This is a genomic window from Bacteroidota bacterium (assembly GCA_016194975.1).
In the GTDB taxonomy this organism is placed as follows: domain Bacteria; phylum Bacteroidota; class Bacteroidia; order Palsa-965; family Palsa-965.
In genome coordinates, this window is record JACQAM010000004.1 from 24,736 (window position 1) to 44,990 (window position 20,255).

At 43.4% G+C, this 20,255-nt stretch carries 21 protein-coding genes; 1 reads left to right on the forward strand and 20 read right to left on the reverse strand.

The annotated features are described in order from the left end of the window. Positions 1-29 precede the first annotated feature (29 nt). The 3 genes from HY064_02075 to HY064_02085 form a co-directional block, all read right to left on the reverse strand. Positions 30-2,744, reverse strand: coding sequence for a T9SS type A sorting domain-containing protein (locus tag HY064_02075; protein ID MBI3509421.1), 2,715 nt, complete (start codon positions 2,742-2,744; stop codon positions 30-32). 140 nt (positions 2,745-2,884) lie between these two features. Then, entirely contained in the window at positions 2,885-3,577 is a 693-nt protein-coding gene (purQ, locus tag HY064_02080) for a phosphoribosylformylglycinamidine synthase subunit PurQ (GenBank protein MBI3509422.1), read from the reverse strand. 74 nt (positions 3,578-3,651) lie between these two features. Next, positions 3,652-4,641, reverse strand: coding sequence for a hypothetical protein (locus HY064_02085; protein ID MBI3509423.1), 990 nt, complete (start codon positions 4,639-4,641; stop codon positions 3,652-3,654). A gap of 85 nt (positions 4,642-4,726) precedes the next feature. On the opposite strand from HY064_02085, the gene HY064_02090 reads away from it, so the two are divergent. Beyond that, a complete protein-coding gene (locus HY064_02090) occupies positions 4,727-4,921 on the forward strand; it encodes a hypothetical protein (GenBank protein MBI3509424.1) in 195 nt (64 codons plus the stop codon). A 63-nt stretch (positions 4,922-4,984) separates the two neighbouring features. On the opposite strand, the gene purD is transcribed toward HY064_02090, so the two are convergent. The 17 genes from purD to nuoB all read right to left on the reverse strand — a co-directional run bounded on the left by purD (position 4,985) and on the right by nuoB (position 20,232). Beyond that, complete coding sequence (gene purD, locus HY064_02095) at positions 4,985-6,283, reverse strand: phosphoribosylamine--glycine ligase (protein MBI3509425.1); 1,299 nt, start codon at positions 6,281-6,283, stop codon at positions 4,985-4,987. Further along, positions 6,249-6,638, reverse strand: coding sequence for a hypothetical protein (locus HY064_02100; protein ID MBI3509426.1), 390 nt, complete (start codon positions 6,636-6,638; stop codon positions 6,249-6,251). Before HY064_02100 ends, purD begins: the two co-directional genes overlap by 35 nt. A 31-nt stretch (positions 6,639-6,669) precedes the next feature. Then, positions 6,670-7,875 carry a YHYH protein gene (locus HY064_02105; GenBank protein MBI3509427.1) on the reverse strand — a complete coding sequence of 402 codons (1,206 nt, stop codon included), beginning with the start codon at positions 7,873-7,875 and terminating at the stop codon, positions 6,670-6,672. A gap of 156 nt (positions 7,876-8,031) precedes the next feature. Further along, positions 8,032-8,430: a peptide-methionine (R)-S-oxide reductase MsrB gene (gene msrB, locus HY064_02110; GenBank protein ID MBI3509428.1), complete on the reverse strand. Its 399-nt coding sequence runs from the start codon at positions 8,428-8,430 to the stop codon at positions 8,032-8,034. 231 nt (positions 8,431-8,661) lie between these two features. Next, positions 8,662-9,057, reverse strand: coding sequence for a hypothetical protein (locus tag HY064_02115; protein MBI3509429.1), 396 nt, complete (start codon positions 9,055-9,057; stop codon positions 8,662-8,664). Positions 9,058-9,066: 9 nt separating this feature from the next. After that, entirely contained in the window at positions 9,067-10,476 is a 1,410-nt protein-coding gene (locus HY064_02120) for an NADH-quinone oxidoreductase subunit N (GenBank protein ID MBI3509430.1), read from the reverse strand. Between the two features lie 2 nt (positions 10,477-10,478). After that, positions 10,479-11,981 (reverse strand): NADH-quinone oxidoreductase subunit M, encoded by a 1,503-nt coding sequence (locus tag HY064_02125; GenBank protein ID MBI3509431.1) that lies wholly within the window; start codon positions 11,979-11,981, stop codon positions 10,479-10,481. Positions 11,982-12,001: 20 nt separating this feature from the next. Beyond that, positions 12,002-13,948 (reverse strand): NADH-quinone oxidoreductase subunit L, encoded by a 1,947-nt coding sequence (gene nuoL, locus HY064_02130; protein ID MBI3509432.1) that lies wholly within the window; start codon positions 13,946-13,948, stop codon positions 12,002-12,004. A gap of 2 nt (positions 13,949-13,950) precedes the next feature. Then, positions 13,951-14,265 (reverse strand): NADH-quinone oxidoreductase subunit NuoK, encoded by a 315-nt coding sequence (nuoK, locus tag HY064_02135; protein ID MBI3509433.1) that lies wholly within the window; start codon positions 14,263-14,265, stop codon positions 13,951-13,953. Next, complete coding sequence (locus tag HY064_02140) at positions 14,262-14,777, reverse strand: NADH-quinone oxidoreductase subunit J (protein ID MBI3509434.1); 516 nt, start codon at positions 14,775-14,777, stop codon at positions 14,262-14,264. Before HY064_02140 ends, nuoK begins: the two co-directional genes overlap by 4 nt. Before the next feature lies 1 nt (position 14,778). After that, complete coding sequence (locus HY064_02145; GenBank protein MBI3509435.1) at positions 14,779-15,258, reverse strand: 4Fe-4S binding protein; 480 nt, start codon at positions 15,256-15,258, stop codon at positions 14,779-14,781. Positions 15,259-15,264: 6 nt separating this feature from the next. After that, positions 15,265-15,795 carry a DUF4276 family protein gene (locus tag HY064_02150; protein MBI3509436.1) on the reverse strand — a complete coding sequence of 177 codons (531 nt, stop codon included), beginning with the start codon at positions 15,793-15,795 and terminating at the stop codon, positions 15,265-15,267. Further along, entirely contained in the window at positions 15,789-16,997 is a 1,209-nt protein-coding gene (locus tag HY064_02155) for an AAA family ATPase (GenBank protein MBI3509437.1), read from the reverse strand. Before HY064_02155 ends, HY064_02150 begins: the two co-directional genes overlap by 7 nt. Before the next feature lie 34 nt (positions 16,998-17,031). Then, complete coding sequence (gene nuoH / locus HY064_02160) at positions 17,032-18,132, reverse strand: NADH-quinone oxidoreductase subunit NuoH (GenBank protein MBI3509438.1); 1,101 nt, start codon at positions 18,130-18,132, stop codon at positions 17,032-17,034. Next, positions 18,132-19,199, reverse strand: coding sequence for an NADH-quinone oxidoreductase subunit D (locus HY064_02165; GenBank protein ID MBI3509439.1), 1,068 nt, complete (start codon positions 19,197-19,199; stop codon positions 18,132-18,134). Before HY064_02165 ends, nuoH begins: the two co-directional genes overlap by 1 nt. 50 nt (positions 19,200-19,249) lie before the next feature. Next, positions 19,250-19,705 carry an NADH-quinone oxidoreductase subunit C gene (locus HY064_02170; protein ID MBI3509440.1) on the reverse strand — a complete coding sequence of 152 codons (456 nt, stop codon included), beginning with the start codon at positions 19,703-19,705 and terminating at the stop codon, positions 19,250-19,252. Next, positions 19,702-20,232, reverse strand: coding sequence for an NADH-quinone oxidoreductase subunit NuoB (nuoB, locus tag HY064_02175; GenBank protein MBI3509441.1), 531 nt, complete (start codon positions 20,230-20,232; stop codon positions 19,702-19,704). Before nuoB ends, HY064_02170 begins: the two co-directional genes overlap by 4 nt. Between the last annotated feature and the right edge of the window lie 23 nt (positions 20,233-20,255).

Sequence of the window (20,255 nt, forward strand, 5' to 3'; positions counted from 1 at the left end):
ATCAGAAGCAGTTAAAAGATCATTCTATTTCATTCGATCACCAAGCGCTTCACCACAATTCCTTTTTCTGTTTTCACCTGTACCATGTAAACTCCTTTAGCAAGTGAAGAGAGATCCATTTTTTCTGTGAAGATTCCTGCGCCTGCATTTTCCGTTTTTTCATAGGCAATTTGTCCGATCGCATCAAAAACTTTCACTTCTATTTTTCCGGAATTCAAAATCTGAATATTCAACTGGAAATTTCCATCATTAGGATTCGGCGTAATGCTCATACTGTTCTGCATCAATGAAGCTGCATCAATTCCAACTCCGTTTGCAAGACCGATATTTGAAAGTGATCCGTTAGTACTCGCCGCTTGTTGTGAAAGCCGCGAAGGATTACATCCTCCGGTTGGATGAACAGCCACTACACAATAATAAATTGGCCCTGCAGGCGGAGCGCCATCAGTGAAATTGAAAATTGTTCCGGGCACAGCAGCGATCACATTCATATTTCCTGGTGTTGAACCGCGATAAATATCATACGTCGCAATATTCAATCCTTCGTACGGAGTCCAGATCAAATTATATCCGCCGGAAATAGAAGGGCTCACCTGGAGGAACAGTGTGCGGTGATGCGCACTCGTATCCGACTCTGCGCCGCATGAATCTGACGTGGTAATTTCATAACGACTCGCCATTTGCAGCGGATTCGAAGTCATGTCGGTGAATGTGGAGAACTGTGTGATCGGTTGCGATCCGATGAGATTGTAAACTCCCGCCACTGACGACTCACGATAGATATTATAACTTCCTGCCGCCGGAGAATTTGTTCTTTCCCAAATAACGACGTTGTGATTGATCGCTGTATCAACCGACACAAAACAGATCGGCTCATTGTGCGTATTCGATCCTGCCACACTTACTGTAATGGAATCGGTTGCTGTTCCGCATTGAGAAGTTGCAGTCACCGTGTAAGTAACATTTCCGATCACCAGCGCATGCGGATTCTGCGAAGTGGAATTATTCAGGTTTGCAGGAGGCGCCCAAACAAAAGTTGTTGGAGTGTAATTCGGAGTAGCAGCAAGATAAACGGAATCGAGGCAGGAAAAACTTCCCCCGACAATGGAAGCAGAAACTGTCATTGGAACATTCACCGTATTCACACTCACTTGCGAAGTGATCGCACATCCTACTGCATCAGTAACTGTAACAGTATAACTTCCCGCAGTGAGATTTGAAACCGATGACGTTGTTTGATTTCCCGGTTGCCAGAGATAAGTGTAAGGAGAAGTTCCTCCACTCACAAAAGCAAAAACTTTTCCTGTTGGTGATGGACACGTATCAGGAAGCGATGCTGTATTTACAATGAGCGAAGTATTGTTGTGCACAGTATCTGTTGCTGAAATGGAACAACCCGTATTATCCGTCACCGTCACTGTGTAAACTCCGGCTGGTAAATTATTCGCTGTAGAATTCGTTCCACCCGTAGGCGCCCACGAGTACGTGTACGGGCCCGTGCCACCGGTCACACTCACGGAAGCTGATCCGAGCGTAGAACAATTCACACCGGTTGAAGTCACTGAAAGAACAGGTCCGGTGTATGGAATAGTTACACTCAAACCTGTACATGCAGATGCAGTGGAATCCGTAACAGAAACATAATAAGTTCCTGCAGGAAGATTGGTAGCTGTGTAACCGCTTTGTTGCGGCGATGTATTCCAGTTGATCGTATAATTTCCACTGCCACCGGAAACAGAAATTGTTGCCGCTCCATTATTCACGCATGATGCAGGCGTTGTGGAAACAACATTCGCAGTGAGAACAGACGACATGGGGTTACAAGTGGTGCAAGCTGTTCGCGTGTACAAACCTGTCATTGCAAGACAATCACAATCTCCGGAAGCATTCAGAGAATAATTACAACTCGTTTGTGTTTGAGGAACACTAGTAGAGGTAGAAAAATAATCCCACCAGTTGAAACTTGTAGTAGTATTCGTTGGCCCCGAATTCATGGTCCACGTCGCGCCGTTCATTTGCAGATCGGCCATCACCATGAATGCGGTTGCAGAAGTAGAATTTCCGCAGGGTGTTAATCCGCTCATCGTGTAATTACTTACTCCGCCATTTGTAACCTTGCAGCCATCATCGATTCGAATGGAACCGGTGTATGACGCAGAAACATCATTGTAAATAACCATCATCGTTGCGCCGTCAATATCATTCGTTGTCGAAGAAAAAACTGTAGTAGTAGGCAAACCGCTGATCATATAATTTCCATTTCCATTGATGATGCTCGTTATATCCGCACGATAGGCGTACGTGCCTGTAGCGCCCCAGCACATGTCGACATCCATGCCGATCATTGTCATTGGAAAAGTAGTTGTAGTTCCAACCGGATTTGTAACTGTGACATTTATCGCCGGGCCGTTTCCAACATCCACGCACCAGATATACGCTTTGTCGATTTGCGCACAGAAAGGAAGATTGCCAATAGGAAATGCTGCGGGTTGTGTGATTCCTGCAGGAGTAAATCGTTGTCCGAGCCGCAGGGATGCTTGCTGGAAATTGAGTCCGCATGCAGTCGTGTCATAGATCATTCCGAGTGTTGCGTTTCCATTCTGGACAGAATTATTCGCAGCAACATTTCTTGTACGAACGGAATGTTGCGCTGCCCACAAAGAAGTTCCGATCTGCGGTTGCTGGGCAAATACAGAAGTGGATAAAAGAAATGCAGCGAAAGATAAGCGTAGAAATATTTTCATGGAGTGTTGGGTTAAGGGAAAAGAAAGTTCCGAATAAGAACAGGGGAAACAAAATTTATTTCGACAAAATCTTACTTAATCACGATGAAAAGTTGTTTCATCGAGGGAAAGGGCGAAATAAAAAGAAAGAGGAGTGATTTTCAGGCGTGAACGAGGCTGAGCAAGGAGCGGAAGAGAATTTTTCCATCGGTATTTCCCAGTTCAATATCGGAAGCGCGTTCAGGATGCGGCATCATTCCGAAAACATTTTTTCCTTCGTTACAAACTCCTGCAATATTTTCTTCTGCTCCATTCGGATTCGAATTTGCAGTGATCTTTCCATTCTCATCGCAATAACGGAAAAGAATTTGTCCGTTGTCATTCAGTTTTTTCAAAGTGCCTGCATCAGCAAAAAATCTTCCTTCACCGTGGGCAATGGGAATTTTCAGCGCTTTTTCCTTTGGAATTCCCTGCGTGATCGCGGTGTTGTTTGTTTCTGCTTTGATGAAAATATTTTTGCAGATGAATTTCCGTTCTGTATTGTGAAGCAATGCGCCTGGCAATAATCCGGATTCACAAAGGATCTGGAATCCATTGCACACCCCAAAAACAATTCCGCCTTTGCCCGCAAAATCGATCACTTCTTTCATAATGGGAGAGAATCTTGCAATAGCTCCCGAACGCAGGTAATCGCCGTAAGAAAATCCACCGGGCAGCACCACCATATCCACCCGCTGCAGATCATGATCCTTGTGCCAGAGCTCCACCACTTCCTGGTTCATGATATTCCGCAGAACATAAATCATGTCCTGGTCGCAATTTGATCCCGGAAAAATTACTACACCGATCTTCATTTTATTTTTCTTTTACATCACAAAGATACTGCGTAAACCGGCTTCCGTTGCCAGCACGGTGATGGATTTGTGAACTACAATGGAAATTTGTTTAAAAAATAAGTGGTGGCAATACTGAGCAGGAGGAGGATGAAAATAATTTCTGCTATCCATGTGCGCCTTGCCAGAAGAAAATAATTCGAGATGAAAAGGGAAACAGGATAAAGGCAGAAAAGAAATCCGGCAACAGCGAAATTCTGTGCGGGCAGTACAGCCAGCAATGAAAAAACAAGAAACCAGATCATGACGGAAACAGATTTTTTTGTTTTGAGCGTAGATGTTCCTGATCCGGCAATGAATCTTCCTGCGGCTACCAATAAAAGTAAAGCCGCGACAGCGCTCAATGAATAATATTCCACGGGAAGTTTCAGAAAAAAATCGCGGTGCTTCACCGGGTCAATGAGTACACGATAAGACATTTCTCTGAGCTGGTCATTCCAGAAAAAATAAACACCGGAATAAATCCACGGAATAAATACGCCAACGAGATAAATGATCCATTCGCGCCAGATGAAAGGGCGAAGAATGAGAATGACCACAAATCCGAACAACACGAAAAGTAAAGAAGGTGCGTAGATCAACCCGGCAAATCCGATGAAAAATCCTGCATTGAAAACTGCGGTGAAAGCGCGGTCAGCCCGATAAGTTCCCAATAAGAAATGAAGCGCGACGAGTAACAATAAACCTGCGATCATTTCCGGAAAAAAACCCAGCAGCCCCGGTGAACAGGCAGAAAGCACCATGAAAAGCAAAGCAGGCAACCAGGATTTTTTTGTGAGCACCTGGTGATGATTGATGATGTAATTCAGAAAAAATGCCTGTGCAAGAGAAAGAATAATTCCGCAGCAATGTGCAAAAAGCGGGTGAGAATTTGAAAAATCAGCAAGCCCTGAGAATAATGGCATGTAAATCTGCGCCGATGGTGAAGTAGGATTTAAAAATCCGGGCAGCCACAATGCAACGGCGATCAATGGAATCAATACCAATGAAAGCGGCTGATAGGTGCGAACCGTTCTGATGATCACGAAGTAAAATTAGTCATTAGTCACTGGCCATTTTTTCAATTAAAACGAATCCTTATCTTTGAAGCCGGCTAAAAACATTTCAATTATGATGACAGGTCACGGTTTCTGGTACAGCGTAGGACGTGCGTTCTACAAATTTTTCGATCTCCTCCAATGGATGTATGATCACATTTCGCCAAACAAAATTCTTATCCTCGGTGCTTTTATGTGTTTCATCTGGTGGATGACCTGGCAACACAAATTGAATAAAAAAGCAATTCAAGAAGGCAAATTGAAATAAGTTGCTGTAAAAATACAAAGTGGATCCCTGCATTTTTTGCGGGGATTTTTTTAGAGTACGAATTCATTCGGGATTTCGTATTTCGTACTCCAGGAGATCCTGGCCGATATCTCTGCGGTAATAACTTCCGTCGAACTTTACTAATGCAGCAGCTGAATAGGAATTGATGAGTGCATCCTCAATAGAATCGCCCCAGCCGGTGAATGCCATCACCCGTCCACCGTTAGTCAGAATTTTTTCTCCGTCAATTTTTGTTCCGGCATGAAACACCATGGCGTCTTTTACTTTTTCAAGTCCGGAAATTATTTTCCCTTTTTCATAATCGCCGGGATAACCACCTGCCACCATCATCACTGTTGTTGCAGTGCGCGGATCCAGTTCGAATTTGAAACGAGCTAATTTTTTTTGTCCGACCGCAATGAAAGTTTCCAGCAGATCACTTTTGATGCGTGGCAATACCACTTCCGTTTCCGGATCGCCCATGCGGCAATTGTATTCGATCACTTTCGGGTCACCATTGTCATTCATCAGTCCGATAAAAATAAAACCGACGTAGGGGATCTTATCTTTTTTCAATCCGATGATCGTAGGAACAATAACACGCTCTTCCACTTTGCGTAGAAATTCTTCATCGGCAAACGGCACGGGTGAAACAGCACCCATTCCACCGGTATTCAAACCTGTATCTCCTTCGCCGATCCTTTTGTAATCTTTTGCAGCCGGAAGAATTTTATAGGAATCTCCATCGGTGAGCACAAAAACAGAAAGTTCAATTCCTTTGAGAAATTCTTCGATCACCACTTTCGAACTTGCATCACCGAATTTTGCATTGGCCAGCATCGACTTCAATTCTATTTTTGCTTCGGCAAGTGTTTTCGGAATGATCACTCCTTTTCCTGCTGCGAGTCCGTCGGCTTTTAAAACATAAGGGGGAGAAAGTTTTTCAAGGAATCTGAATCCTTCTTCGAGCGAATCTTTCGTGAAAGTTTCATAGGCAGCAGTAGGAATTTTATGCCGCACCATAAATTGCTTTGAAAAATCCTTGCTCCCCTCGAGCATCGCACCGGCTTTCTGCGGGCCAATGACCATGATCTTTTCCAGTTCTTCATCCGAAAGAAAAAAATCGTGAATACCTTTCACCAATGGATCCTCGGGGCCAACAACTACCATCTTCACATCATTGTCGAGAACGAACTTTTTTATTCCACCAAAATCGGTTGCCACTATTGCCACATTCGTTCCACACAAAGCTGTTCCCGCATTTCCTGGTGCAATAAAAAGTTTTGAAAGTTTTTTACTCTTTGAAAGTTTCCAGGCGAAAGCATGTTCACGTCCGCCGGAGCCGAGAAGAAGTACGTTCATGCAACAAAGATAACGGGCAGTAGGAAGCGCGGAGCAATGAGCCGGGAAATATTGCCATTCCTGCAATGCATCGACTCATTGCTGCACAGTATCGATTTTTTATTTTGTAAGTGTCCCGGTTTTGTTCTTTTGTGATATAAGCCTTTTCATCATAACCTTTTTTACCCTGTAAACAATCCTGTTGTAAGCGGAAATGAAATAAAGTAAAGGATGAAAAAGGTACACCGGAGAGAGACCATTCGTGGGAGGAATTGTTTCTTCCGGTTTTTATATCTTCCTGTACGGTTAAACGGCAGAAGAACAAAAGCGGCACATTTTGGGGGCCGCTTTTTTTAGGGTTAAATTCTTTAAGCAAAAAAAATGTTTGCTGTTAGGAGGATGGGGAATTACATCCGCACTAATTTTAATTTCACCTGCGCTCCGTTTGATTGCAAAAGCAGGATATAAATTCCCGCAGCGTGTTGCGAAAGATCAACACGATACTGAACTCCCGGTTGCATATTCTCAAATGTTTCTATCAATTGTCCGTTCGCATCGAAAAGTTCTCCTGCAATATTATTCGTTGTGCTTGACGGATCAAAATAGATGTAGGAAAAATCGCTCGTCGGATTCGGCATCAATGTGTATTTGATCGTTGGTGTGATGTTGTAAACGCCCGCAGCGCCCGTGTAAACTGTTGTTGTTTCCGTGATCGTCACGTGTCCGCCACCCGGACCTGTATTTCCCGCCTGCACTGTTCCGTAATAGGTGGGTCCGAGTACGTAAGGATATTGCGGATACAAAGTATCGTTGAGCGTAACGAAATAAGCATAGATCCCACTGGGATAATCAGGCGTAACACAGAATCTTCCATTGTGTATATCAAGATCGCCTGCACCCGGCGTGTACACATAATCTTCACAAAAACATCCTGCAGGATAAGTTGAATTCACATTCGGTCCGTTGGTACGGGTTGTGTTGGAAGACAACACGTAACTGCTGCGCATTCTTGTGACCGGCCCGGTTCCGTTTGTGTTCGTGTAAGCAAATGCACCGTAGATCGGAAATCCGTCGAACGCATAACCGATGATGGGCGAATGCACACTGCTGTCGTGATCATCATAAAGACAATGCGGATTCACGTGATTGTGGTATTCTCCATTGGGAGCAGGATGCCCGAGACAACTGTCGAAACTTATTCCTTCATAATACAATGCATTCCTGTTCCATATTCCCTGATTGTTGTAACTCATTCCGTCTTTCGCATTGAAAACAGAAACACCATTCGACCAAACACCAATGTGTCCGAGTGGAGTTACAACCGGTGAACCCGTATTCTGCACAGGTGCGCGCGTGATCATGTAAACAAAATTCTGATTCGAAGGAGTGTTCGGATTACCCGTCCATGGCCCGATGCTGTAACCGGGAATACAAGTGCAACTGATGTAAACCTGCGTTGCGGAATACTGCACGATCTGCACATCAGACGGAATATTATTGTAACCGGTAGCGCTGTTCGTATTCAGTATCCACGAAGTGATCTCGGGAGTGAGTTGTGCTTTTGCAAAAAAGGAAAACAAAATTGCAACGGCAATGGTAGTGGTCTTTCTCATAAAGGAAATTTAGCGGTTTTATGAGAGTAAGACGATGATTAAGAGAAAAACTTTCGGCAGCGTACAAAATACAAAAGTGCTACCCGCAAGATTGCTTCTCCCGATTAAGATCGGGATCGCAATGACCAACGCACTTTTGTATTTCGTACTCCCCACTTATTGCTTCACAAAAATCAACGCACCCGAATTGATGCAGTAGCGCTGGTAAGTCGGAGGCGGTCCATCATCGAACACGTGACCGAGATGTCCTCCACATTTGTGGCAGGTTACTTCTGTGCGCGTCATTCCAGCCGAAGTGTCTTTGTGATAATCACACGTAGCGGAATCGAACGGCATGGTGAAACTCGGCCATCCGCAACCGGATTCAAATTTTTCATTCGAAGAAAATAAAACTGCTCCGCACGCCGCGCATTTGTAAATTCCTTTTTCGTGATTGTCCCAGTACTCGCCGGTGTATGCGGGCTCTGTTCCTTTTTCACGGAGTATCCGGTATTGTTCGGGCGTGAGTGTTTTTTGCCACTCTGCATCTGTCTTTACAATTTTCGTGGTGTCCATAGCAGTATTTTTTAAACTATCGTTGGCGAAATTTTTTGCCGGAACGGTATCCGGGCTTGCGCATCCGCCCATAAGCGCTATCGTGATTGCCAGAGAGTAGATCATTTTCATTGTAATTGATTTCCCTGATATACGCTTCTACCGGCAAAATGGATTTCGCAACTGAATACTTCTACTGTTAAGAAAAGATAATGCGATAATCTTTGAGATCGGAACCGAATCAATACATTTTCATTTCTGCCAATACCACTTAGAAGTATCCGGACTTTTAGTTTCCTGTTTCCAATAATAAATATCCACGAATTTTTTATCGCGCGTTTTCAGTTGGCGGTTGTAGATCGCCGTGATCGGATCGAATGACACATCGGTAACTCCAACGGTAAATGTTTCCGGCGCGGGCGGCGGTTCAGGCGCAGGCGGTGGCGCGACTTGTCCTTCCGCGAGCGGCGCTGCAGGTTTTGGAGGAACAACTTTCGGCGGAGGGGATTTGCTGATGACGACTGTGAATTTATTCAGCTCAAGAATATTTTTCAGGAATTCCACACGCTCAGGAGTGCACAGTTTTTCCACGATAGAACATTTGATTCCGTCGAGTTCTTCGAATGCGTGATTGGGATTCAATGCCATCGCTGAAAATTATTTCGTAAAAAGTGAAAAGATGTAATCATAAATGCCGCTGTAGAATCCAACGGCAACAATACCGGCAATGCAAATTACAAGAGCAAACGTGGGTGCCGGACTTCCTTTTATCTTTTCCATCGGCTGTTCCGCCTTATTCATAAAGATCGCTTTCACAATTCGCAGGTAATAATAAAGTGAGACCACCATGTTGAGTGCGGCGAATGCGATGAGATAATAATTTCCTTTTGAAGCTCCCGCCATTACCAAAAACATTTTTCCGAAAAATCCTGCCGTCGGTGGAATTCCCGCTAGAGAAAATACAGCAAGTGCCATCGCCCAACCGAGTATTCCGTTGTTCTTGTAAAATCCATTCATCTCGCTGATGTTTTCTTTTCCGGTCTGCGAAACGATCATTCCTACTACACCGAATGCCGCGAGATTGGAAAAAATATAAACCACGAGGAAATAAATTGCCGCAGATGATCCGAGCGATCCGCCTTCTGTAAGCCCGAGTAAAATATAACCGATCTGCGTAATGGAAGAAAAAGCAAGGAACCGTTTCAGATTATCCTGACGGATGGCAAATAAATTTCCGACAGTAATAGTGAGAACGATCGCAACAAGTAACAAATGTTCCCAGGCTTCATGCATTTCGCGGAAAAGAGGCGACAGCGCATTGATAAAAACAAATACAACCGCGCCTTTTGAAATGACGGAAAGGTACGATGTGACTGCAACCGGCGATCCTTCGTAAACATCGGCCGTCCAGAAATGAAATGGTACAACGGAAAGTTTGAAAGCAAATCCACAGAAAACAAAAATGAGCGAGATCATTTGCAAAGCGTTTCCATCAAGATGCGCGGCGATCTCATCAAAACTGATGGCACCGGTTGTTCCATACAGCATGGAAATTCCAAAGAGAAGAACGCCGGAAGCGAATGCAGAAGACATGATCAGTTTCAATGCTGCTTCGGAAGATTTTGTTTTATCGAGATCAAAATTGCAGAGCGCTGCTAAAGGAATTGTCGCCAGTTCCAAACCGAGATACAGCATCAGGAAATTTCCGGAAGAGATCATGAAGTTGAGGCCAAGCAGCGTGGAAAGAAGAAGAATATAAAATTCAAGAAGATGCTGGTGTTTTTTCAGCCAGTCCCAGGCGAGAAGTGAAATGAGCAGCGTACCGAAAGCAAGAATATTTTTTTCAAGAACAATGATCGCATTCGTATGATACATTCCGCTGAACAAAGCTCCTTCCTTATTCATGAAAAATCCGAGAATGAAATGCGCAACAAGAAAAAGATTAGCGATCACGAGCAATGTGCCGGTTTCTTTCACTCCATCCCAAATCTTCATTACAAGCAACAGGCAGATGATGAGCATTAAACTCACTTCCGGTTTCATCAATTCGAAAAAATCAATTCCCATGATCAGATTCCCCCGATGTTTGCTAAACGTTCCATAATAATTTTTGTATCGGGCGTGATAAGATTGGTAAGCCAATACGGTGTCATTCCTATTGCAAGGATCGCAACGATCAGCATTACCGCAGCTAATTTTTCATTCCACGTTGCATCTTTCAGTTCGAGAAAATGTTTGTCTTTTATAGGCCCCATCAGCGAAGCACCGGTCGCACGCAGAATGTAAACAGCAGTTACAACAATGGAAGCGCAGGCGAGAATAGTTGCAAGCCGGTGCCACGATTCCTGCACCTGCCACGATCCCATGAAGACGGTCATCTCTGCAACGAATCCGCTGAGGCCCGGAAGTCCGAGTGAACACAAACCTGCGATCACAAAAACAACACCGATGAACGGCATTACTTTTAATAATCCTCCTAGTTGCGCAACTACACGCGTATGCGAGCGCTCGTACAACATCCCGATCGCGGCGAAGAAAAGTGCTGTCATTATTCCGTGCGAAACCATTTGCATCACCGCACCGTTGATCGCCGTCTGTGTCATCATTCCTATTCCCAGCAACACAAATCCGCAATGAGAAACGGAAGAATATGCGTTGATGTATTTCAGATCGGTTTGCATCAGTGTGGCGAATGCACCATAAATAATTGCGATGGTAGAAACCAAAATGATCAGCCACGAATAATGATGCGCTCCTTCGGGCATTAAATAAGTTGCGACGCGAAGACAACCATATCCTCCGAGTTTCATTGATATTCCTGCAAGAAACATAGACGCGGCAGTTGGCGCAGAAGAATGTCCGTCGGGCGCCCACGTGTGAAAAGGAAACATCGCCGTGAAAACGCCGAAGCCGATGAATAAGAACGGGAAGAAAAAATATTGTACAGCCGGTGCGATATGCTGATGAGAAATTTTCAGCAGATCGAAAGTATGTCCGCCGCTTCCATTGTCAGAATAAAAATAGACACCGAGAATTCCAACGAGCACGAGAGCAGATCCGCCCATGAGCATCAATGCAAGTTTCATTGCGCTGTATTCTTTCCTGCCGCTTCCCCATATTCCTATGAGCAGAAATTTAGGAATGACCGCAACTTCGAGAAAGAAAAATAAAGTGAAGAGATCGAGTGAAATGAAAAATCCGTAAGCGCCCATGCTCAGCAGCATCAGCAAAAAGAAAAATTCTTTCGTGAGCGTTTCCATTTTCCAGGAGATGAGCACGCCTGCTGCGACTACAAATGCAGTGAGCAAGATCATTGCAATGGAAATTCCATCGACACCCACATAATAATCGATGTTCAATCCCTGGTACCAGGTGTGACGGTATTCAAAAAGCATCGGTGCGGCATTTCCTGCAGCGCGTTCCGCAAAATAACTTTTCAATAATATTCCGCCGAGCACCAGTTGAACCATTGATCCCACGAACGCAACCCAACGCACATACGAAATGTTTTTGCACATCATCAGTCCGATGGCGGTTAAGAGCGGAATGAATATTAAGAGCGAAAGATTCATAGTATTATCAAATCACTTTTTTATTTCCAGATGTAGATTAATACCACCGCAAGGCCGAGCGCTCCCGTGAAGAAGTAAACGGCGTATTGCTGCACTTTTCCTGATTGTGAAGGCCGGAGCGTTTCAGAAAAATTTTCCGTTACGGTCGAAAGCATATTCATGAATCCGTCCACGATGTTGCGGTCTATCCATGCAGCAGGCCGGCCAACGAGATTGAACACGATCTTCTTCGTGATGAAAGAATAAATTTCATCAATGTAAAATTTTCTATACGCCGCGTTGTACAAACCGGAAATTTTTTCCGAGATCGAATCCGCTTTGCTGCTTGATTTTTTATAAAGGAACATTGCGAGAAAAATTCCTCCCAATGCCAATGCTACCGGCCCGAGTGAAAACAACGGGTTGAATTCCGTGTGCAATGATTTTCCATCACTCGTTACAAAATGTCCGAACGGAATGAATCCGACACCAATGGCGCACAAGGCAAGAATGATCAGTGGAATCAGCATTGTTTTTGCGCCTTCCCCGTGCGCGTGAGCATCGTGAGCATGCGAGTCTACTTTTTCTTTGTTCCAGAAAATGGAGAAATATAAACGGAACATATAGAATGCGGTGATCGCGGCAGTGAGAATTGCAACAAAAAAAACCGGTTTATTATTCTGCCACGCCGCTGCAAGAATTTCTTCTTTCGAGAAAAATCCGGCGAACGGAGGAATTCCCGCAATGGCAAGACAAGCAATGAGAAATGTAATATGCGTTACAGGCATTGACTTTCGCAATCCTCCCATGTCTTTCATTTCATTGCTGTGAACATAATGAATTACAACTCCGGCGCCGAGAAACAATAATGCTTTGAACATCGCGTGCGTGAAGAGATGGAACATGGACGCCATGAATCCCAATCCGTGTTCACCGCCATAACCGGAAACGCCGAGCGCGAACATCATGTAACCGATCTGCGACATGGTCGAATACGCGAGCACGCGCTTGATGTCCGTCTGCGTACACGCGATGATCGCTGCGAAGAACGAAGAAAATATTCCCACATACGTTACCACTTCCAGCGCGGGCATGCACGAGAGCGCATACACGGGAAATAATCTTGCTACGAGAAAAACTCCTGCAACAACCATCGTCGCCGCGTGAATCAATGCAGAAACCGGCGTTGGCCCTTCCATCGCATCGGGCAGCCAGATGTGCAATGGAAACATCGCCGATTTTCCTGCACCGCCAATGAAAACGAGTACGAGTCCCCAGGTGAGCGCGGAAATTCCCATGAAGGAAGCTGCGGTGATCGCAGAATAATATTCGGTGTGTGTTGTGAGCCGTGTGATGAGTGTTGAGAAATCAAGCGTGCCGGAATAAAATGCAAGAATTAAAATTCCAATGAGAAATCCGAGATCTGCAAATCGTGTGACGATGAATGCTTTTTTTGAAGCGGCAACTGCCGATGGTTTGTCGTAATAATATCCAATGAGCAGGAAGGAAGAAAGTCCGACCAGTTCCCAAAAAATATAGATCTGGAAAATATTACTTGAGAGCACAAGCCCGAGCATGGAAAATGTGAAGAGCGAGAGGAATGAATAAAAAGTGGAATAGCGTTCCTCTCCTTTCATGTAACCGATGCTGTAGAAATGCACCATCAGCGAAACGAATGTCACCACCACGATCATCATCACGGAGATCGGATCGAGAATGATACCCATGTCGATGGAAAGATTCGGTGAAAATTGCAGCCAGGTAATTTTCAGCGCAATGATCTTTTCATAAACGCCGGCGGTATTTTTTCCGATGACAAAGAAATATTCGTAAGCAACATAAACGGAAATGATCGCAACTGTCAAAAGCGAAAGTGTTCCGAGTATTCCCGAAAAGTTTTTCAGGTATTTTCTTCCGAACAATCCCGTTACGAGAAATGTCGCAAGGGGAAGTAACGGAATGAGCGCTATGAGTTTTGCGTCGATCATAATCAGAATCTCATGGAATCGGCATCTTCCACATCGATGGATTTATATTTTCTGTACAGGTTGATGATGATAGCGATCGCCACTGCCGCCTCAGCAGCTGCGATGGTGATGATGATGAGTGTGAAAAACAATCCGTCGAGTTTTCCGGGATAAAGAAATTTATTGAACGCGATAAAATTAATATTCACGCTGTTTAGAATAATCTCGATCGACATGAGCATCGTTACCATGTTGCGCCTCGTGAGAAATCCGTACGTGCCGATAAAAAACAGCGCAGTACTCAGAACGAGATAATGATTCAATCCGATCTGGTTCATTCTTTAGGTTTTACTTTAATGGCAATGACGATCGCGCCGATCATCGCTGCTAGCAACAATACACTGATCACTTCGAAAGGAAGAATATATCCGTGTGCTGTGGTGCTCAGCATTTCTGTTCCTATCTCATTCACATCTGCATTTATCGAAGGCGCGGGGGAAGGAACGAATTGTTGTTTGTTCACGATCACGTAGATCAGTGCAAAAGCGCAGAGTGTTGCGATCACTGCGAATATGGAACGCTGCTTTATCGGCGGTTTCATATCGGCACCCGATTCGTGCGTGAGAAAAATAGAAAAAATAAGGAGCACGACAATTCCGCCAACGTAAACTACGATCTGCACGGCCGCGATGAATTCGTAATGGAGATAAAAATAAACTCCTGCAATTCCCATCAAACAGAAAAGAAGATAGATGGCGGCACGGAAAATTTTCAAACTTGTTACCGCCATGAACGCACCGCCAATGATCGCGGCGGACAATAAATAAAATATGATCGCAGATACACTCATACTATTCTATTCCGTCTTTTACTTTTGAGCCGGGCTCATTCAGGATCTTTTTCAGTTTTGATTTATCGAGTACGCTGTGTTCGAAAGCATGTCCCATGACGATAGCTTCCGAAGGACAAGCTACAACGCAAAGATTACACATCGTACACAGATCGAGATGATAAATAAAAGCATCGATAGCTTTTTTCTTTTTGCCGTCTTCCTTGATGACTTGCTTTGTAATAATTTTTATCGATCCGTTCGGGCACGCGATCTCGCATGCCTGGCATCCCGTGCAGCGATGTTCGTTGTGTTCATCATGCGGCATGATCACTTCTCCGCGGAAACGATCGGCCATTACCAGTGTCGCGCGGTTGTTTGGATATTCTTCTGTGAGAATTTCTTTGTGATGCGTGAAATAATATCCCGTCAGTTTCATTCCTTTCAGGAGTGAACGGATGGAAAGAAAGATCGTTTTAAAATATCCCGGTTGTGCTTCCATTTTCGCTTACTTGAAACTATCGATTAATCTTTGAAAATCGGGAAAATCATGATAAAGTTTATCGGCATCTAATAATTTTAAGAGTTGTGCGCCGTGGTTTACTTTATGATATGTTCCTTTTTTAGTGTCTTTTGTAATACGCTGCAATTCCTCATCTGGATTTGCAAATGCACTAGCATTTTTTTGGGGAAGCCGTTTGCTGATTTCCATATTGTAAAATTGATCCAAAATCTTTGGTTGAGAAATAAACCATGCTTCCATTTCCTGAATCATGTAAAAAACGGAATCCTTTGCTTTCTCAAGAGCATTCTTTTTCAAATCATTTTCAATTTCAGGTGATGGAGCATCAAGATCACACAATAACTTAGAATTTGTACTGTGCTTAAACTTATTAATTGTTTGTTCCTTACCGCCCCCCATGTCAATTCGGAGCAATTTGTCCCTCACTTTTTGCTCAATGAGCATACCGAAACCTTCTCGTAAGTTTCCATTGCGAATTTCCTTTGTGCCTTCAATAAATAATCTTCTATCTACCATCTGTTACCTCCCAAGTCTCCTTCTCTCCACATTTTGCCTACACTAAAGTCTTCGTACCAATCTTTAAAGTCTTCTTTTGTATAACTGAGAATTTTAGAAGAGTTTCGTTCGTCTTTTTCAAAAACCCTAATATTTGTTAGGTCAAAAGAATTTAATAGATTTTCCGAATGCGTAGATATTATCATATTGGATTTTCCTGATGCCTCAATTATAGCATTACAAACATTTGTTATCATGTCGGGATGTAAACCAACTTCAGGTTCATCTATGCAAATTAATGCACCTCTATCAGGATTAAATAATATTGATAATAAACACAAGTATCTTAATGTACCATCGGAAATATTGTTGACATGGATAGAGCTATTAAGATTATTCTCATCAAGCATCAATTCGATATTTCCACCAATAATATGAAAATCAAATCCCTTGAATTTTGGATTTACTTGATTTAACATACTTTCTATTTTTCGGAAACTTGTTTTATTATTAATGTTAATGGTATTTAATATCTGTGGTAAATTAGTTCCATCTGGCAACAATCTTTTTTCAGAAGTAGGAAGCATTGGTTTGCGAATCTGACTTGTAGGTGTTGTGTCAAAATAGTCGTAAACGACAATATCTGAAATTGCTTTTCTTATTGTTGAAAGAGCTAAGTACCGGTTGGTGTCAAAAATTTTTGACAAAGCCAATTCAGTAGGCTCAACAAAATCATTATACCTAATTAGTTTCGTTCTTTTGTAGTTGTCATTATTATCTAATTCGTTTAACATACCTGTACCATTATCAAAATCCAAATAAGTAAAACCGACACCTTCTTTTTTTATTGTTTGTATTTTTTCCTTTATGTAATAATTTGAAGTGCTAGGGCTTTTAAAAAATTCTATCGTATAAATTACATCGTCAGTAAATTTAAAACCAAAATTTCTGATAACAGAAGCGTCAAATGTGTATTCAATGCGCAAATGATTTTTTCCCTTGTTAGTTCCTTTGAAAAAGATGTTGTCAAATCCTCCAAGAACATCAAAAACATATTTTTTCATACCTATTCCCGCAACACCTTCTTTCAGAATTCTCAAACACTTTAAAAAATTTGACTTTCCAGAACCATTTATCCCGACAAGAATATTTTGACGTTTGTCGAATACAAAAGTTTCATCTTCAAAACTCAAGAAGTTTGTTATTCTAATATTCTTTAACATTTTTCTTTTTTAAAATCGTAGACTTTTTATTTTTTTAAAAATACCAACCCATTATTGCCATTAACGTAACCAGCAGAACATTCACCATCGAGATCGGAAGTAAATATTTCCACTCAAGATTCAGCAGCTGATCAATTCTCAATCGCGGGAATGTCCAGCGGAACCACATGATGATGAAAATGATAAAAAATGTTTTCCCCAGAAACCAGATCGATCCGGGAATATAATCCATGATGTGATTGAACGATTCCAGTTTCCCGAAATGCAGCGGCATCCATCCACCGAGAAAAAGTGTTGCGGCGATCGCAGACACGACGAATAAATTAATGTACTCTGATAAAAGGAACATCGCGAATTTCATTCCGGAATATTCGGTATGAAATCCACCTGTCAATTCCTGTTCGGCTTCAGTAAGATCGAATGGCGCGCGATTGATCTCCGCGGTAGAAGCGACAATGAAAATAATGAAGGAGATGATCACCGGTAAATGTCCTTTGAAGATCCACCAGCCGTCGCTCTGGCTCGTTACGATGTCGGAAATTCTTAAACTTCCCGCAAGAATAACAATGGTGATGAGCGAAAGTCCTATTGACAATTCATAACTCACGATCTGCGCTCCGCTGCGCATGGCGCCGAGTAAAGAATATTTATTGAAGCTCGACCATCCCGCCATGAGAATTCCTATTACGGAAATCGATGAAACTGCAGAAATATAAAACACGCCGATGTTGATGTCCCAGATCTGAAAATCTCGCGCGAACGCAAGCGGCGCACACACGAGCATGGAAGCAATAACAACGATGAACGGCGCGAGATTGAAAAGAAATTTGTCGGAGGCAGTTGGCGTGAGTCCTTCCTTGAAAAGAAGTTTCACCGTATCTGCGATGATCTGCAATGTTCCTTTCGGCCCCACGCGATTCGGTCCGCGGCGAAGCTGCATGAATGCGGCAACTTTTCTTTCCATGTAACCGAGAAAAAAACTAAGCAGCACGAGAAAAACAAGAAGACAAATTCCGGTGAGCACCATTTCTGTCAATGAAACGATCCTCGGACTTGAAGGCAGAATTTCCTGCAGCCAGTGATGAATGCGCCCGGTCAATCCGGAAAAACTAATGAGTGTTATGAAGTTCGCCATCATCTGTCAATATCCGGAATTACGAGATCAATTGTCGCCATGATCGCAACGAGGTCGCCGATCTTGGTTCCTTCTGCCATTGTTGCAAGAGCGGAAAGATTACTGAATCCCGGTGAACGGTATTTTACCCTGTAAGGAGAAGCAGCGCCATCACTCACGAGATAAACTCCGAGTTCGCCGCGCGCGGTTTCAACCCGCTGATAAAATTCTCCTTTCGGTAATTTGAGTACTGCTTTTGTTTTCGCCTGGAAATCTCCTTCGGGAATATTATCAATAAGTTGTTCGATGATGGAAACAGATTGTTTCATCTCTTCCATCCTCGCCATGTATCGCGCGTAACAATCTCCACCTGTAGCGATGATCTCTTCGAACTGAACTTTATCGTAGGCGCTGTAAGGAAACCATTTTCTCACATCGCAACTCACGCCCGATGCGCGCGCGGTAGGGCCGGTAACGCCGAAGGAGATCGCATCTTCTTTCGAAAGATAACCAACGCCTTTGGTGCGATTTTCAAAAATTATATTTCCCGTGAGCAGTTCATCGTATTCGTGGAGATTCTTTTTTATTTCATTGATCGTCTCTTTTGTGCGCTTCACAAAATTCGGATGCAGATCGAACATTACTCCGCCGGGCACCATGTAATTCTGCGTGAGTCGTGCGCCACAAGTTTCTTCCATTATCGCATTGATCGCTTCACGGTCGCGGAAGGCGAAGAAGAATGGCGTGACTGCGCCGAGATCGAGTCCTGTACATCCCCACCATAATTGATGTGATGACAATCGCGTAAGTTCCGACATGATCGTGCGGATCACTTTAACACGTTCAGGAACTTCGAGCGCCAATCCTTTTTCTACTGCGAGCGCACACGCTTCATTATTCATGTGCGCGGATAAATAATCCATCCGGCTTGTTGCGAAAATAAAATTTCTATAGGATAATGCTTCGCTCATTTTTTCGATCGAGCGGTGAATGTATCCGAGATGCGGTTGAATATGTTTGATCGTTTCTCCGTCGAGCCAGACTTTCAGATGCAACACACCGTGTGTAGAAGGATGCTGCGGGCCTATGTTCACAATGAACTCGCCTTCTTCAGTGACCTGATCTTCTCCCAGCAGTTTCACAGTTCGATCATATTTATGTCCGTATAATCTTTCCGCAATGGAAATCCGGGCCAGTTGTCATCAAGGAATAATCTGCGCAGATCAGGATGATTTCTGAATTTCACTCCGAAGAGATCAAAAACTTCGCGCTCATGAAATTCCGCGGTCTTCCAGATATCGCAAACTGTTTCCACTTCTGCGTGATCACGATCGGTCAATTTTACTTTCACCACCAACTGATGTTTGTGTTCGCGTGAAAGTAAATGATAGACCATTGTGAAATGCGTTTTCCAGTCAACACAAGTGAGGCAGAAAAGAGAATCGAAGCAGAAATTATTTTTTTCACGAAGTGATTTCATAAAAGAATGGAACTCATCATTCGGAATTTCAGCGTTCAGAAATTCGCCGGTCTCATCAAAAATAACGGAAGGACATAATTCAAGTAAAGCAGCTTTCAATTCTTCCCTGTTCATTCTTCTTTTTGTTTTACTTTCCTGAAATAGGGTTCGCGTTTTATTTTTTCCTGGAGTGTGATCATCGCGTGCAACAAAGCTTCGGGACGCGGAGGACATCCGGGAATATAAACGTCAACAGGAATAACGTGATCAACTCCTTTGACAACGGAATACGTATTGTAAAAAAATGGTCCGCCGGAGATCGTACATGCGCCCATTGCGATAACATATTTCGGATCGGGCATCTGGTCGTATAATCTTTTCAGCACGGGAGCCATCTTCATCACGATCGTTCCTGCAACAATAATAAGATCAGCTTGTCGGGGAGTAGCACGTGCCACTTCAAATCCAAATCGCGACCAATCGTATTTTGCATCTGCCGCCGACATCATTTCGATTGCGCAACAACTCGTTCCGAATACAAGAGGCCATAATGAATTTGAACGTGCCCAGTTGATTACATCATCCAGCTTCGTCACTAATATCCCGCCTCCCTCTGTAGGATGAACTTCGCCGGGAAATTCAATTTTATTCTTGTCGCTCATCTCAATCTATCTTGGTATTAATT

Bases quoted from the DNA above. Each gene is read 5' to 3' on its own strand.
- HY064_02170 (MBI3509440.1), bottom strand. From the start codon at position 19,705: ATGAACAGGGAAGAATTGAAAGCTGCTTTACTTGAATTATGTCCTTCC.
- nuoB (MBI3509441.1), bottom strand. From the start codon at position 20,232: ATGAGCGACAAGAATAAAATTGAATTTCCCGGCGAAGTTCATCCTACA.
- nuoH (MBI3509438.1), bottom strand. From the start codon at position 18,132: ATGGCGAACTTCATAACACTCATTAGTTTTTCCGGATTGACCGGGCGC.
- HY064_02120 (MBI3509430.1), bottom strand. From the start codon at position 10,476: ATGGGAATTGATTTTTTCGAATTGATGAAACCGGAAGTGAGTTTAATG.
- HY064_02145 (MBI3509435.1), bottom strand. From the start codon at position 15,258: ATGGAAGCACAACCGGGATATTTTAAAACGATCTTTCTTTCCATCCGT.
- nuoK (MBI3509433.1), bottom strand. From the start codon at position 14,265: ATGAACCAGATCGGATTGAATCATTATCTCGTTCTGAGTACTGCGCTG.
- HY064_02105 (MBI3509427.1), bottom strand. From the start codon at position 7,875: ATGAGAAAGACCACTACCATTGCCGTTGCAATTTTGTTTTCCTTTTTT.
- nuoL (MBI3509432.1), bottom strand. From the start codon at position 13,948: ATGATCGACGCAAAACTCATAGCGCTCATTCCGTTACTTCCCCTTGCG.
- HY064_02150 (MBI3509436.1), bottom strand. From the start codon at position 15,795: ATGGTAGATAGAAGATTATTTATTGAAGGCACAAAGGAAATTCGCAAT.
- msrB (MBI3509428.1), bottom strand. From the start codon at position 8,430: ATGGACACCACGAAAATTGTAAAGACAGATGCAGAGTGGCAAAAAACA.
- HY064_02155 (MBI3509437.1), bottom strand. From the start codon at position 16,997: ATGTTAAAGAATATTAGAATAACAAACTTCTTGAGTTTTGAAGATGAA.
- purQ (MBI3509422.1), bottom strand. From the start codon at position 3,577: ATGAAGATCGGTGTAGTAATTTTTCCGGGATCAAATTGCGACCAGGAC.
- HY064_02125 (MBI3509431.1), bottom strand. From the start codon at position 11,981: ATGAATCTTTCGCTCTTAATATTCATTCCGCTCTTAACCGCCATCGGA.
- HY064_02140 (MBI3509434.1), bottom strand. From the start codon at position 14,777: ATGAGTGTATCTGCGATCATATTTTATTTATTGTCCGCCGCGATCATT.
- HY064_02090 (MBI3509424.1), top strand. From the start codon at position 4,727: ATGATGACAGGTCACGGTTTCTGGTACAGCGTAGGACGTGCGTTCTAC.
- HY064_02115 (MBI3509429.1), bottom strand. From the start codon at position 9,057: ATGGCATTGAATCCCAATCACGCATTCGAAGAACTCGACGGAATCAAA.
- purD (MBI3509425.1), bottom strand. From the start codon at position 6,283: ATGAACGTACTTCTTCTCGGCTCCGGCGGACGTGAACATGCTTTCGCC.
- HY064_02075 (MBI3509421.1), bottom strand. From the start codon at position 2,744: ATGAAAATATTTCTACGCTTATCTTTCGCTGCATTTCTTTTATCCACT.